This window comes from Kitasatospora sp. NPDC127111, from assembly GCF_042677465.1.
Classification (GTDB): domain Bacteria; phylum Actinomycetota; class Actinomycetes; order Streptomycetales; family Streptomycetaceae; genus Kitasatospora.
Genome location: NZ_JBHXTG010000009.1, coordinates 116057 through 129573, shown reverse-complemented (window position 1 = coordinate 129573; position 13517 = coordinate 116057). Strand labels below are relative to the sequence as shown.

Annotated in this window: 11 protein-coding genes; 6 read left to right on the top strand and 5 right to left on the bottom strand. The window is 75.2% G+C overall.

All coding sequences use genetic code 11. The features are described 5' to 3' along the window. The first annotated feature begins 12 nt into the window (after positions 1-12). Positions 13-606 carry a hypothetical protein gene (locus ACFVHB_RS08715; RefSeq protein WP_380317266.1) on the top strand — a complete coding sequence of 198 codons (594 nt, stop codon included), beginning with the start codon at positions 13-15 and terminating at the stop codon, positions 604-606. Positions 607-736: 130 nt separating this feature from the next. Here the strand turns inward: ACFVHB_RS08715 and ACFVHB_RS08710 are convergent, their stop codons facing one another. Continuing rightward, positions 737-1795 (bottom strand): phosphatidylinositol-specific phospholipase C domain-containing protein, encoded by a 1059-nt coding sequence (locus ACFVHB_RS08710; protein ID WP_380317263.1) that lies wholly within the window; start codon positions 1793-1795, stop codon positions 737-739. A gap of 388 nt (positions 1796-2183) precedes the next feature. On the opposite strand from ACFVHB_RS08710, the gene ACFVHB_RS08705 reads away from it, so the two are divergent. Both ACFVHB_RS08705 and ACFVHB_RS08700 read left to right on the top strand, forming a co-directional pair. After that, positions 2184-2870: a hypothetical protein gene (locus ACFVHB_RS08705; protein ID WP_380317259.1), complete on the top strand. Its 687-nt coding sequence runs from the start codon at positions 2184-2186 to the stop codon at positions 2868-2870. A 323-nt stretch (positions 2871-3193) separates the two neighbouring features. Next, positions 3194-3859, top strand: coding sequence for a LuxR C-terminal-related transcriptional regulator (locus ACFVHB_RS08700; RefSeq protein WP_380317256.1), 666 nt, complete (start codon positions 3194-3196; stop codon positions 3857-3859). A 7-nt stretch (positions 3860-3866) separates the two neighbouring features. Here the strand turns inward: ACFVHB_RS08700 and ACFVHB_RS08695 are convergent, their stop codons facing one another. The 3 genes from ACFVHB_RS08695 to ACFVHB_RS08685 form a co-directional block, all read right to left on the bottom strand. After that, entirely contained in the window at positions 3867-5240 is a 1374-nt protein-coding gene (locus ACFVHB_RS08695) for a sensor histidine kinase (RefSeq protein WP_380317253.1), read from the bottom strand. After that, entirely contained in the window at positions 5233-6663 is a 1431-nt protein-coding gene (locus ACFVHB_RS08690) for an FtsX-like permease family protein (RefSeq protein WP_380317250.1), read from the bottom strand. Before ACFVHB_RS08690 ends, ACFVHB_RS08695 begins: the two co-directional genes overlap by 8 nt. 184 nt (positions 6664-6847) lie before the next feature. Continuing rightward, positions 6848-7636: an ABC transporter ATP-binding protein gene (locus ACFVHB_RS08685; protein WP_380317247.1), complete on the bottom strand. Its 789-nt coding sequence runs from the start codon at positions 7634-7636 to the stop codon at positions 6848-6850. A gap of 278 nt (positions 7637-7914) precedes the next feature. On the opposite strand from ACFVHB_RS08685, the gene ACFVHB_RS08680 reads away from it, so the two are divergent. Together ACFVHB_RS08680 and ACFVHB_RS08675 are read left to right on the top strand one after the other, a co-directional pair. After that, positions 7915-8589, top strand: coding sequence for a transcriptional regulator (locus tag ACFVHB_RS08680; RefSeq protein ID WP_380317244.1), 675 nt, complete (start codon positions 7915-7917; stop codon positions 8587-8589). A gap of 13 nt (positions 8590-8602) precedes the next feature. Then, positions 8603-9250, top strand: a complete 648-nt coding sequence (locus tag ACFVHB_RS08675) for an SIMPL domain-containing protein (RefSeq protein ID WP_380317241.1) — start codon at positions 8603-8605, stop codon at positions 9248-9250. 172 nt (positions 9251-9422) lie between these two features. Here ACFVHB_RS08675 and ACFVHB_RS08670 read toward each other — a convergent pair whose 3' ends face one another. Further along, complete coding sequence (locus tag ACFVHB_RS08670; protein ID WP_380317238.1) at positions 9423-10430, bottom strand: chitinase; 1008 nt, start codon at positions 10428-10430, stop codon at positions 9423-9425. A gap of 705 nt (positions 10431-11135) precedes the next feature. On the opposite strand from ACFVHB_RS08670, the gene ACFVHB_RS08665 reads away from it, so the two are divergent. Further along, positions 11136-13475, top strand: coding sequence for a calcium-binding protein (locus ACFVHB_RS08665; protein ID WP_380317235.1), 2340 nt, complete (start codon positions 11136-11138; stop codon positions 13473-13475). The last annotated feature ends 42 nt before the right edge of the window (positions 13476-13517 follow it).

The window sequence follows — 13517 nt, the reverse complement described above, 5'->3', positions numbered from 1 at the left end:
GCAGGAGCAGCCGTGACCCTCACGCCCCACACCGTCGTGATCGGATTCGACTCCCTCAAGTCGTTCATCTCCGTGGCACGCGACGAATACGAGGCCTGTACCCCGCAGGAACCGCCCTCCTGTTTCGCCCTCCTGCTCGGCACCGTCGTCGACGGCGTCGCGGCCATCACCACGACCCAGTTCGCGACCAACGTCCGTGCCACCGATCCGATGGCGCTCAAGGAGTTCGAGAGTTCCGTAGAGCCGTGCTTCGGCAGCGCCTACCGGAACCTCCGCCGGGGATTCTGGTGCAGTTCGAAGGACCTGCTGCGCATTCACCGGCAGGCGGACCGCGACGGGGTGGAGATCCTGGGATCCATCCACCTGCACCCCGACTGGCACCGGATCGGCCCGCCCGAGGAGCGGGCGCTGCGAATAAGCGAGGAGCCGACACCGATGGACCGCTACATGTTCGACAACAGCCGGTATCCGGTGAACATGATCTGCTATCTGGAATCCGGCCCCCAGGGGGTTACCGCCGCGCTCGGGGCCTGGGGCCCTCCGCCTGAGGACGAGGGCTCGGCGGCGCCGTGCCCGCGCCTCCACCTGAGGTTCAGCACGGTCTGAGGACCGGCGGTGCGCGCGGAACCGCGTGCCGGCTCCGGCCCTCGCCGTCCGGGGCGAGGGCCGGAGCCGGCGGTGTCCGGAGCCGGCGGTGGCCGGAGCCGACGGTGGTCAGCCGCTGGAGTCGGCCGCGTCAGCCGCGGGGCAGCACCAGGCCCTGTATCGCCGGGAGCTTGCGCCAGTCGCTGGAGACGATGCTGGCGTGGGCCCGGGCGAGCTGTTCGGTGCGGGTGCGGGCCTGGTCCTGGGTGGGGTCGGTGGCGCTGATGGCGGGGGCGACGTTGTGGGCGTCGGTCATGGTGAGGAGGTAGTGGCGGGCGTCGTACCAGGCCGTGTCGATCCCGCCCGGGTACGCGGCCGCGTCGCCGTCGAAGACCACGAACCACGGGCGGATCGACGTCTCACCGTACTTGCCGCGCGGGTCGCCGGCCGCGGCGCCGTGGACGGCGGGGAAGACCTGGGCGGAGCCGATCCGTCCGCCCGCGGCGAGGTCGCGGAGGTGGCGGGCGTACTCGACGTCGGTGTAGAGGCTGTCGAAGGGGTTGCCCTCCTCGAAGGAGCCGGGGATCACGTACACCAGCACGCGGCCGGCGAGGGACGCCCGGGTGGGCCAGTTGCCGGCGCGAGCCGCTTCGTCGGCGTTGGCGTAGCTGCCGCCGCCGGGCTTGGCGAGGAGGTCGGCGGGGCGGAAGACGGCGGAGCCGAGGTGCGCGGCGATCAGCGCGTCGAGCTGGGCGGGGCCCATGCCGCGGTTGGCGGCGAAGCCGGCCTTGAGTTCCAGCTTGACGACCAGGGGGCCCGCGCCGGGGTGGGCGCCGAGCCAGATCCGGACGTCGTCGAGGCAGGTTTCGAGGTTCTTGTTGGTGCCGCCGGTGTAGAGCTGGGCGGGCGTGGTCGCGGCGGCGCAGTTGTTGCTGTTGCCGAGCGGGTTGGAGTGGCTGACCTTCCACTCCTTGGTGACGGTGTCGGTCCACGCGTCGAGTTCGATCATGCCGGTGCCGGTGTCCAGGCTGTCGGCGAGGTGGCCGAACGCGGCCGGGTCGTAGGTGTTGTGGATGCCGACGGTGGTGGCCGAGCCGAACGGGAGGTCGCCGGGGCCGCTCGCGCCGGCCGCCTGGGCGGGTGCGAGGGCGGCGGCCGCGGCGAGCAGACCGGTGGCGATGGTGCCGGCGAGGGCGCGGCGTGCGGTCACGATGACTGTCCCCTTGTCAGAACGCTCAGTACGCGTGCGGCGGTCGTCTGCGGACGATGCCGGACCTGAGCATCCCTCATGTGAAGGGAACGCGACAAATGCGTGACCCCGCCGGGACAAGTACGCGCCCGCCGCGCCCGACGCGGCGTCACTCCGTCCGGGGCCCCGTTCGTTTCATGCGTACGGAACCGGCGTCCGCTGGGTCTCCGAGGACACCCTCCCGCCGCTCCGACCGGGGGCCGATGGCCACTCGACGAGCGCGCCGCCTCCGGGCGCGACGGAGACACGTTCGATCTCCGTGTGGTAGACCAGTGCGCCGGCGCGGGGATCACACCGCCCGCGCCAGCAGCCGCGGGCTGCTTCCTGTTCCTTGACATCGGGGGGATGCATGAGAGTTCGCCGTACCCTGGCCAGAGGCCTGGCCGCCGCTGCCGTCGCCGTGCTCGGCGCGGCCTGCGGCAGTGCCGCCGGACCGTCCGGTGAAGCCCGCGGCACCGGCACGACCGCACCCCGCCCGGGGCAGAGCGACGTCGCCCCGCCGCCCGCCGCCTCGCCCAGCCGCACCGCCGGGCCGGCCGGGCGGGGGCCGGTGCTCCACTCCGTGTTCGGTGACACCGGCTTCACCGCCCAGGTGGTCAGTGCCAACACCAGCTCCGCGCTCCCGGGGATCGCCGCTCCCCTCGGCAAGACCACGCTCCTGGTCCGGCTGAAGGTCACCTCGGATCCGGTCGACCGGACCAGCAAGGCGCCGAACCACCTCATCCTGGTCGTCAAGTACCCCACCTGCGGGGCCGCCCCCGACTGCTGGCACACCGACGGCGGAGCGCGCGCCCTGCCCGAGAGCGACGTCCTCGAAGGCCTCCACATGAACAGCGTGCCCGACTGGTTCGGCACGCTGAACGCCAACACCACCTACTACAAGTACGTCTGGCAGTTCGTCCCGGAGGGCACCGACCTCTCCGCCGCCCAGTTCTGCTCCCAGCAGGGCGCCGGCAAGGACGACGTCTGCATCCCGCTCGGCCCGGTGGAACCCTTCCACGGCCAGATCGACCCCGCCGACCTGGCGTCGAGCTAGGGAACCCGCCAAGGCCGGCCGAGAGCTGCCGCCACCCGTCTCGACGGCCGCTGCCCTGACGGGCGGCGGCCGTCCCGCGTTCACGGGCGGTGCCGCCTGCCGCTGGGTTCGCTCTCGGGAACGCTCGACGGCCCGACCTGTCAACGGTTCGGACCGCCACCGCCCGGCTGACGGCCCGCACCGGCCGTCAGCCGTGCTCTGTGCCGGGGTGGTGGCGGTCTGGTCGGCCAAGGCGAGAGCGGTGCGGATGCCGCCGCGGCTCTCCCGGCCGGTACGCGAATCCCGGAGCCGGGCGGTGCCCTGGCGGTCGCGATAATGGCCCCATGATCGACAGGCAGCTGCGCGTGGTACTGGCCGAGGACTCGGTGATCCTCCGGGACGGAATGGTGGAGCTGCTCGCGGCCCGCGGGTGTGCCGTGGTCGCGGCCGTCGGCACCGCCCCCGAGCTGCTCGCCGCCGTGGCCGAGCACTCCCCGGACGTCGCCGTGGTGGACATCCGGATGCCTCCCACCCACACCGACGAGGGCATCCGGGCGGCGGTCGAACTCCGGGCCGGCGTACCCCGGGTCGGCGTCCTGGTGTTCTCGCAGCACGTCGAGACCGCCTGGGCGTCCCGGCTGCTGGCGGGCGGCGCCGCGGGGGTCGGGTACCTGCTGAAGGAGCGGGTGGCCCGGACGTCCGAGTTCGTGGACGCGCTGCACCGGGTCGCCGACGGCGGGACGGCGCTCGACCCGGAGGTGGTGACCCGGCTGATGCGCGGCGGACGGCGCAGCCTGGTGGACGCGCTGACGCCGCGCGAGCGGGAGGTGCTGGGGCTGATGGCGCAGGGGCACTCGAACCGCTCGATCGCCGCACGGCTGGTGGTGTCGGAGCGGGCGGTGGAGAAGCATGTCGCCGCGGTGTTCACCAAGTTCGACCTGCCGGCCACGGACGCGGACAACCGGCGGGTGAAGGCGGTGCTCACCTACCTCGCGGAGACCACGGATTGACTTTCCGTCACATGTGTTTCGGCAGCTCGGCGGTGACGACGGTGGGCCCGCCGGGCGGGCTCTCCACCCGCAGCAGGCCGTCCACCGCGGCGAGCCGTTCGCGCAGCCCGGCGAGGCCCGTCCCCCCGCCCGCTCCCCCGCCGCCCGCTCGCCCGGCGCCGCCGACCGCGCCCACCACCGCCCCGCCGCGGCCGTCGTCGCGCACCGTCAGCCGGACCCGGCCGTCGGACTCGGTGGCGGACAGTTCGGCCGAGCGGGCGCCGCTGTGCTTGGCGACGTTGGTGAGCAGTTCGGCCGCGCAGTAGTAGACGGCCTCCTCCACGGCCGGGTCCGGCCGCTCGCGCAGGTCGAGGCGGACGGTGACCGGGACGGGCGAGGTGGCCGTCAGCCCGGGCAGGGCCTCGGCCAGGCCGCCGTCCAGGGCGACCGGGTGGATGCCCGCGGTGAGCCGGCGCAGCCCGGCGATGGTCTCGTCGGTCTGGCCGCGGGCCCGGCCGACCAGGGCACGCAGGCGGGCCACGTCGGGGACGGGCGCGGCCCCGGCCGTCGTGTCCCGAGCCGTCGCGGCACCGGCCACCGCGCCGTCCCCCACCGCGCCGTCCCCCACCGCGCCGTCCGCCAGCACGTCGTCCGCCAGCACGTCGTCCGCCAGCGAGAGGGTGATCGCGAGGGCGACCAGCTGGGCCTGGGTGCCGTCGTGGAGGTCGCGCTCCAGGCGGCGCAACCGGTCGGCGTTGGCGGCGAGGAGCGTGGCGCGGGCGGCCTCCAGGGTACGGACGCGCCGCTGGGCACGGGCCGGGCCGAGCAGGTGCCCGGCCAGGCTCCGGTTGGCCGCGCCGAGCGCGCGGTTCGCCCCCGGCAACGCCGCCAGGACGGCCAGGCCGAGCAGGACGGCGGCCGCGTCCAGCCAGCCGGCCGGCTGGTCCCCCGGTTCCAGCAGGCGGACCCAGAGCGGGAAGCCGACCAGCCAGCCGCACCCGAGCGGCAGGGCGACGGCGGCGGCGAAGCCCAGCAGCCCGAGCGGGAGGCGGAGCAGCAGGTAGAGCAGCGACCGCCAGGCGACCGGGTCGGTCAGCACGGCGCGACCACGGGCGAACACGCCCGCGGGCCGCGGCAGCGGGGGCGGTGGTTCGACCCGCTCCCCCAGCAGCCGCCCCACCAGCCGCCGGTGGAGTGCGCCGAGGCCGCGGGCGCCGGCCAGCGCGGCGACCACGAACGGCAGGCCGAGGACGGTGAGCGAGAGCAGCGTGCCGGCGTACAGGACCGCCAGCGCGTAGGCGCCGCCGAGGACGGCCGGCACCAGGCCCGCGACGGCGAAGAGCAGCTCGCCGCCGCGGACCTGGAGGAAGTACCGCCGCACTCCGGACGGCCGGTCAGCCACGCTCGCCGCCGGCCGACTCCACCGCCGGCCCGGCGGTCGCCCGCAGGCCGGTGCCCAGGATGCCCGGCACGGTCAGCGCGGCCGCGCCGGCCGCGATCCAGCCGCAGGCGGCCAGCGGGACGGCCGGCACGGCGGTCCCGGAGACGGCCGTGCTGAAGGCGGCCGAGGCGGCACCGGCGACCACCGCGCCCAGCAGTACGCCGACGGCCGTGGTCAGCCCGGCCTCGACGGTGAGCATCCGCAGCAGCTGACGCCGGGTCGCACCGACCAGCCGGAGCAGCGCGAACTCGCGGCGGCGGTCCGCGGTCAGGGCGACCAGCGTGTTGACGATGGAGACGGCGGCGAAGCAGACCAGCATCGCCAGCTCCGCCTGCCGCAGCCAGACGTCGCTCGCGGAGGTCACGGACGTCGCGGAGGCGGCGGCAGCCGTGGTGGCGGTGGCGGCGGTGGCCGCGTGCTCGGCGGTGCTTGTCATGATCGCCATGGTGCCCGAGAGACCGACCAGGAGCGCAACCGGCACCACGGCGGAGGAGAGCCGGTGCGCGTAACCCCGCAGATTGGCGTCGGCCAGCCACCCCGAGCGGGGCCCCGCCAGCCGCACCGGAAGACCGAGCACGGCGACGAGCACGCGGGCGGCGAGCGGCCCCAGCAGCGCGACGGCCACCAGCAGGACGAGTGAGCCGAGCAGCGCCGCCTGCCCGGCCTTGTCGAGCTGGTCGGCCGGCCGGGTCGCCGCCAGCCGGACCAGCAGCACGCCGCCGGTGAGCGCGCCGACGCCCGCGAGCAGGCGCAGCACACCGGTCCGCGCGTGCTCGGTGGTGACCGCGGTGAGCGCGGCGGCCGGGGGGATCCGGGTGATCCGGCGCGCCGCGACGGCGGCGGCCGCCAGCCCCACCAGCAGGGCGGCGGCGAGCGCGACCAGCATCGGCAGCGGCGTGCCCGGCACCCGCACGGCGGGGGCGGCCATGTCCCGCGCCTGCAGGGCGGCGAGGAAGCGACGGGCGGCGAGGGCGCCGACCGCCCAGCCGGGCCCGGCCGCGAGCAGCGTGGTCGCGACCACCTGGCCGCGCACCAGCCGCCGGACCTGCCGGGGCGTCGCGGCGACGGTCCGCAGCAGGGCCAGCTCCCGGTGCTGCTGGCGCAGGGCGAAGCCCAGCGCGTTGACCACCACGAAGAAGGCCACCAGCACGGCGATCTCGCCGAACGCGCCCGCGATCACCATCAGCCCCGGCCCGGCCGGCGCCCGGCGCGCGGCGGCGGGGGCGGTCACCTCGGCGGCGAACAGCGAGCCGAAGAGGGTCAGCGTGGCGACGGCGAGGAACAGCGCCACGGCCAGTCCCGCGAACGCGGCCGGACGGCGCCGTAGTTGGCCGAGCGTCAGTGCGGGCACCGGCCCGGCGGCCCGGAGGGTAGGGAACGCCATCACGCCCACCCGCCCCACCACGCGCACCGCGCGGCCGAGGGCCGCGGCAGCGGGCCGGGCCCGCCGAGCGGCGACGCGCCGCCGAGCACCAACCGGCCGGCGACCGCCCACCGGCCGCCGAGTGCCAACGGGCCGCCGACCGCCCACCGGCCGGCGACCTGACGAGGACACCTCCGCACCCCGCTCACCCGCCCAGCCGGCTCAGCCGCTCGGCGACCAGCGCCGCCGTCGGCCGGGCCAGTTCGTCGACCAGCAGGCCGTCCGCGAGCAGCAGGACGCGGTCCGCGTAACCGGCCGCGACCGGGTCGTGGGTGACCATCACGCAGGTCTGCCCGTCCCGGTCCACGCCGGTGCGCAGCAGGTCGAGGATCTCGTGGCCGGTGGCGCGGTCGAGCGCGCCGGTGGGTTCGTCGGCGAAGAGCACGTCGGGGCGGGTGACCAACGCGCGGGCGATCGCGACGCGCTGCTGCTGGCCGCCGGAGAGCTGCCCCGGCCGGTGGTGTTCGCGCCCGGCCAGGCCGACCCGGGCGAGGGCCTCCCGGACGGCCGCCCGGTCGGGGCGGGCGCCGGCCAGGCGGCCGGGGAGTTCGACGTTCTGGGCGACGGTCATCGCGGGCATCAGGTTGAACGCCTGGAACACGAAGCCGACCCGGCTGCGCCGCAGTTCGGCCAGCCTGCGCTCGGGCAGCCGGGAGACGTCGGTGGCGCCCCAGCGGACGGTGCCGCGGGTGGGGCGGTCGAGGCCGGCCAGGCAGTGCAGCAGGGTGGTCTTGCCGGAGCCGGAGGGGCCCATCACCGCGGTGAAGGTGCCGGGCGCGAACGCCACCGTCACCCCGCGCAGTGCCCGTACGGCGGCGGCGCCGCGTCCGTACTCCCGGTGCAGCCCGTCGGCCCGCGCGGCGGGTTCCACGGCCGCCGCCGGGGCCACGCCGGTCGCCCGGTCCGTGGCCGTCGTCCATGTCGTCTCGCTCATGCCTCCATGCTGGTCGGGCCGGGCGCGCCGATCGATCGTGCCCACCCCCGAATCAGGGGTTCGGAAAACCGAACCTCCCGGCCGGCCGGGGCAGGGGCAGGGGCAGGCAGGGGCCGGGGCAGCGGCAGCCGTAGCGGCAGGACTGCCGAGGTGGCGTGCGCTCGCCCCCTCTCCGCAGGCGGCACCCCGGGCCGAGCGGCGGGTCGCCACCCTCGCGGAGCGGACGGCACGGTAGGAATGACACCCGGGGGCCGGTCCGAGGCGGAGATGCGAGCGCGATGAACCAGCGAGTGGCCGAACAACTCCACGCCCTGCGCAGCGAGTTGACCAGGAACGACGAGCCGCCCGCGCTGGTCGCCGCGGTCGCGGACGGCCGCGCGCCGCTCGGTGTGCTCGCCGAGCTGGCCGCGCAGCAGCAGCGGATCATCGGCTCCGACCGCCGCAGCCTGCTGCTGCTCGCCACGCGCTGCGCCGACCGGCCCCTGGGCGCCTGGTTCGCCACGCTCGCCGAGGGCGAGAGCGCTGCCCTGCGCACCCTGCCGGCCCTCGGCGCCGCGTGCGGCCTCGCCCCGGGCGAGGCCGCCGCCCGCCCCCCGCTGCCCGGCTGCCAGGCCTACCCCGCCTACCTCGCCTGGCTCGCCCTCAACGGCCGGCCCGCCGCCGTCGTGGCCGCGCTCGTCGCCAACTTCACCGCGTGGGGCGGCTACTGCGCCGCCATCGGCACCGGCCTGCGCCGCCACTACGCCTTCTCCGAGGAGGCCTGTGCCTTCTTCGACTTCTTCGCCCAGCCGGCCACCGGGCCGGAACAGCGGGCCGCCGAGGCGCTCGGTCCGGAGGCCGCCGCCACCGGCCTGGACGAGGGCGCCCTCGCCGCCGCCCGCGAGTACGGCACCCTCCTCCAGGCCTACGAGGCGCTGTTCTGGGAGACCCTCGCCGCCCGGCCGGTCCGCTGATTGGATGGGCGGCATGGATAACACCCAGTTCATAGACGCGCCGTGGGGCATCTCCGTGTTCGGCGCGGCCGACGTTTCCACGACCCCGGACCTGGCCCGGATGAAGGTCCGGATCAGGGAGACCCGCCCGAAGCCGGCCGAGGCGTTCGAGGTCACCCGCGCCGCGGTCGGCCGGGTCCGGGAGGCCCTGCGCCGTCACGGCGTACCGGACGCCGCGGTCTCCACCTCGCGGCTCGGGCTGGAGTCCGAGTGGGACTACGGCGGCCGCGAGCAGCGGTTCGTCGGCTACCGGTGCACCGCCGCCTTCGTCATCGAGCTGCGCGAACTCGACGCGCTGGAGCAGGTGCTGGTGGACGTCGTGGAGGCCGGCGCCAACCACGTGGACGGTGTCGAGTTCGACGTCAGCACCAAGCGCGAGCTTCGCGCCGAGGCCCGCCGCGCCGCCGTCGCGGCCGCCCGGGAGAAGGCGGAGCTGTACGCGGAGGCCGCCGGGGTGCGGCTCGGTGCGGTCGTGCACATCCAGGACGTGGACTCCGAGCAGCTGAGCACCCACTACCGGGGACACGGCCGCGGCGGCGGCTCCGGCGAGGGCGACCTCACCCCGGGCGCCATCCGGGTCTCGGCCGGCGTGCTGCTCGGCCTCGCGCTGATCAGCGGCTGACCCGGACGGCGCGACCGCGCCCGGCATTCCCGACGGCGCCCGGCAGTGCGCGACGGCGCCCGGCAGTACGCGACGGCCCCCGGCGGTCGCGGATCACCGGCCGCCGTCGTCGTTCCCGGGCCGCGCCCGGGCCCGCCGGCGCGACGGCCGGTGCGACGGCCGGTGCGCGTCCTCAGCCGCGGTACTGGACGACGATCTTCGTGAACTCGTACGGCGACTGCGCGACGCCGCTGCAGGCGTCCGCTTCCGTGCCGGAGCCGCAGGCGCGGTCCCGGTTGACCGACCAGAAGGCGAACCGGGCGAGGTGGTGCTGCTTCGCGTAGCCGAGGATGGTGCGGAAGTCCGCGGTGGTGACGGTCTCGCCGGCCTCGTCGGTCCTGCCGTTCATCGAGGAGACGCCGATGTGCCGGTAGGCGGCGTCGTCGCCGTAGCCGTAGGCGCTCTTGACGGCCGCCTTCAGGCCGTCCAGCGCGCTGACCGTGGCCTGGCCCATGGTGCCGCTGTGACCGCCGAAGTCGAACGGCATGACCACCCAGCCGTCGTTGGCCAGGCCGGCCGCCGCACCCCGCTTGATGAGGTCCTTGCCGTTGGCGTCCGGGCCGGTCGGGGTGGTGCCCATGGTGACGTAGGTGACGATGCCCGGGTTCCGCGTCTTGACGATCTTCAGTGCGTCGACCACCCGCTGACGGACCGTCGCGTTGGAGAACTCGGTGTTCTCGATGTCGACGTCCAGCGCCTTCAGCCTGTACGCGTCGATCACCTTCTGGTACGCGCCGGCCAGCGCGCTCGCGCTGGAGCACTTCTCGCCCAGCTTGTTGCCGCTCCAGCCGCCCATCGAGACCATCACGTCGCCGCCGGCCGCCCGGATCGACCTGATCGCGGCCTCGTCGGAGCCGCCGGCGAGCGGCCGGCTGCCGTCCCACTTCGGGTCGCAGCCGCCGTCGGACAGGACGAACGCCAGGGTGAACCACGTGACCCCGGTCGCCCTCATCACGTCCACGGGCTTCTGCGGGCTGCCCCAGCCGAGGTACTCGTACGGCGCGGCGGCCATCCCGGGCACGACCGCGGCCGCGGTCGGGGCCGCCTCCGCGGTGGTCACGGGGGCCAGCAGGAGCGCGGCGGGGCCGAGGGCGGCGGCCAGCACCGGGGCGAGGGTACGGACTGCGGTGGACTTGCGCATGCCAACTCGCTTTCGTCGAACCACCGCACACGATGACGGTGGGTCAAGGGGAGGCGGCAGCCGTCCCGTTGGGACGGCAGTGGCCACGGCGGACGTCTCACAGAATCGCGGCGCGGGACCTCCGGGGTCAATGACTTTCGTTAGGAAAGTTTCCCAATGGTTCAGCCCGGAGCGGCACCGCCGGCATCGCCGGACCGGGTAGTGCCGAGCCGAGCCGAGGAGGCGTTTCCGTAGCCGTCCGCTCGCTTCCACCGGTGCGACCAGGTCGCCGCCGACGGCGTCGTCGCGGACCTGGACATCCACAACGGCTCGGACACCGGCGGGTCCATGGACACCGACGCCCACTGGCCCGGATGCCGACCGCCGCCCGGAGGGACGCATCGTCAGGTGCCGCCGCCGGGCTTCGGGACCGGCCGTGCGGCTCACCCGCGGGGGTGGAATCCGGCGGCCAGTGGGCGCAGCGCGGCCGGGCCGACGGCGTCCGCCGGGGCGGGTCGCCCGAAGCTGTTGGGCGGACGCCCCCGGGGCAGGGCGCTCGTCAGGCGATGGCCCGGGGCGGGCGGGTGCGTGGGGTACCCGCGAGAGACACCGCCGCCGTGATGGTCACCGGACGCTGCGGCCGGCTGCGTGACGATGAGAGGCAGGGTGGGCCACATGTCCATGCCGCTGTCCAGTTCCGGTCGGCGACCGGGGTCCGGTCGGACCGTGGAACACCGACGCCGGTCGCCGGCCGGCCGGGCCGGGGTGGTGGCAGCCGCCGGCCTGGTGCTCGCGTTGTCGCTTCCCGCCGTGGCCGTCGCCGCACCGGGCGACTTGGATCCCACCTTCGGCACGGGCGGCAGGGTGACCACCGACTTCGGCGGCGGCGAGGACGACGCCGACGCCGTGGCCGTGCAGAGCGACGGCAAGATCGTCGCCGTGGGTTACGCGGGCGCGTTCGGCGACTTCGCGCTGGCCCGCTACAACCCCGACGGCAGCCTCGACAGCGGTTTCGGCACCGGCGGCAGGGTGACCACCGACTTCAACGGGGGCAGCGACGGGGCCCGCGGGGTGGCGATCCAGTCCGACGGCAAGATCGTCGTGGTCGGCCACAGCGAGGTGCCCGACGGCGGCGTCGGCTGGTTCTCGCTGGTCCGTTACAACACCAACGGCAGCCTGGACTCCGGCTTCGGCACCGGCGGCAAGGTGGTCGTGGACTTCGGCACCGGCGGTGCCGACGACGCGTTCGGGGTGGCGGTGCAGTCGGACGGCAAGATCGTCGCCGCCGGCCTGTCGGGCGGCGACTTCGCGCTGGCCCGGCTCAACACCAACGGCAGCCCGGACACCGGCTTCGGCACCGGCGGCAAGGTGACCACCGACTTCGCCGGCGGGGCCGACGCCGCCCGGGGGCTGGCGCTGCAGTCCGACGGGAAGACCGTCGCCGTCGGCTACACCGGGAACAGCACCGGCAACTACGACTTCGCCCTGGCCCGCTACAACACCGACGGCAGCCCGGACACGAGCTTCAGCAGCGACGGCAAGGTGGCCACCACCTTCGGCGGCGTCGACTTCGGGCACGCGGTGGCCATCCAACCCGACGGCCGCATCGTCGCCGCCGGTTACACGGGCAGCGACTTCGCGATCGCCCGCTACAACACCAGCGGCAACCTGGACGGCAGCTTCGACACCGACGGCAAGGTCACCACCGACTTCGGCGGCAGCGAGGTCGCGTACGGCGTGGCGGTCCAGTCGGACGGCCGGATCGTCGTCGTCGGGGACTCCGCGTCGGGCGGTGCCAGTGACTTCGCGCTCGCCCGCTACAACCCCGACGGCAGCCTCGACACCGGCTTCAGCGGCGACGGCAAGGTGACCACCGACTTCGGCGGGGGCTTCGACCAGGCCCTCGGCGTGGCGTTGCAGTCGGACGGCAGGATCGTCGCCGCCGGCTACGGCGGGCCGGGCGTCGACTTCGCGCTGGCCCGGTACGACGGCGGCGCCGGGGCCCCGGCCGTCGACCTGTCGGTGACCAAGTCCGGCCCGACCACCGTCACCGCGGGCGCGCAGGCCTCCTACACCGTGACGGTCACCAACAACAGCACCACGGCCGCCACGGGTGTGACGCTGGCGGACAGCCTCAGCGGACCGGCCACCGTGGTCTCCGCCACGCCCGGCCAGGGCACCTGCACCACCACCGCCACCAGCGCCAACTGCAGCCTCGGCACCCTCGCCGCCGGCGCCGGCACCACGATCACGGTCACCGTCGGAACCACCGCCGCCGGCACGGTCTCCGACACCGCCACCGTCAGCGCCGCCCAGTCCGACCCCGCCCCCGGCAACAACACCGCCACCGCCACCACCACCGTCAACGCCCCGGCCGGTGTGGACCTGTCGGTGGCCAAGAGCGGGCCGACCACCACCAGCATCGGCGACACCCCCTCCTACACGGTGACGGTCACCAACCGGAGCACCGCGCCGGCCACGGGCGTGACGCTCGCGGACACCGTCGGCGGACCGGCCAACCTGGTCTCCGCCACGCCCGGCCAGGGCACCTGCACCACCACCCCCACCAGCGCCAACTGCAGCCTCGGCACCCTCGCCGCCGGCGCCGGCACCACGATCACGGTCGTCCTCGAACCCCGCGCCACCGGCACCGTCTCCGACACCGCCACCGTCAGCGCCGCCCAGTCCGACCCCGTCCCCGGCAACAACACCGCCACCGCCACCACCACGGTGAACAACGCCCACGGCTGCACGATCGTCGGCACCCCCAACGCCGACAACCTCGTCGGCACCGCCGGCAACGACGTCATCTGCGCCCTCGGCGGCAACGACACGATCAGCGCGGGCAGCGGCACCGACACCGTCTACGCCGGATCCGGGGACGACATGGCGGACGGCGGCTACGGCAACGACACTCTCTTCGGCGGGCTCGGGAACGACCGGCTGAACGGCAGCTTCGGCAACGACTCGCTCAACGGCGGGCCCGGCAACGACACCCTGAACGGCGGCCCCGGCTTCGACAGTTGCACCACCACCCCCGGCGACACCCTCATCAGCTGCCCGTGACACCCCCGGCTGCCCCCGCGCGGGCGGGGGCAGCCGGCCCCG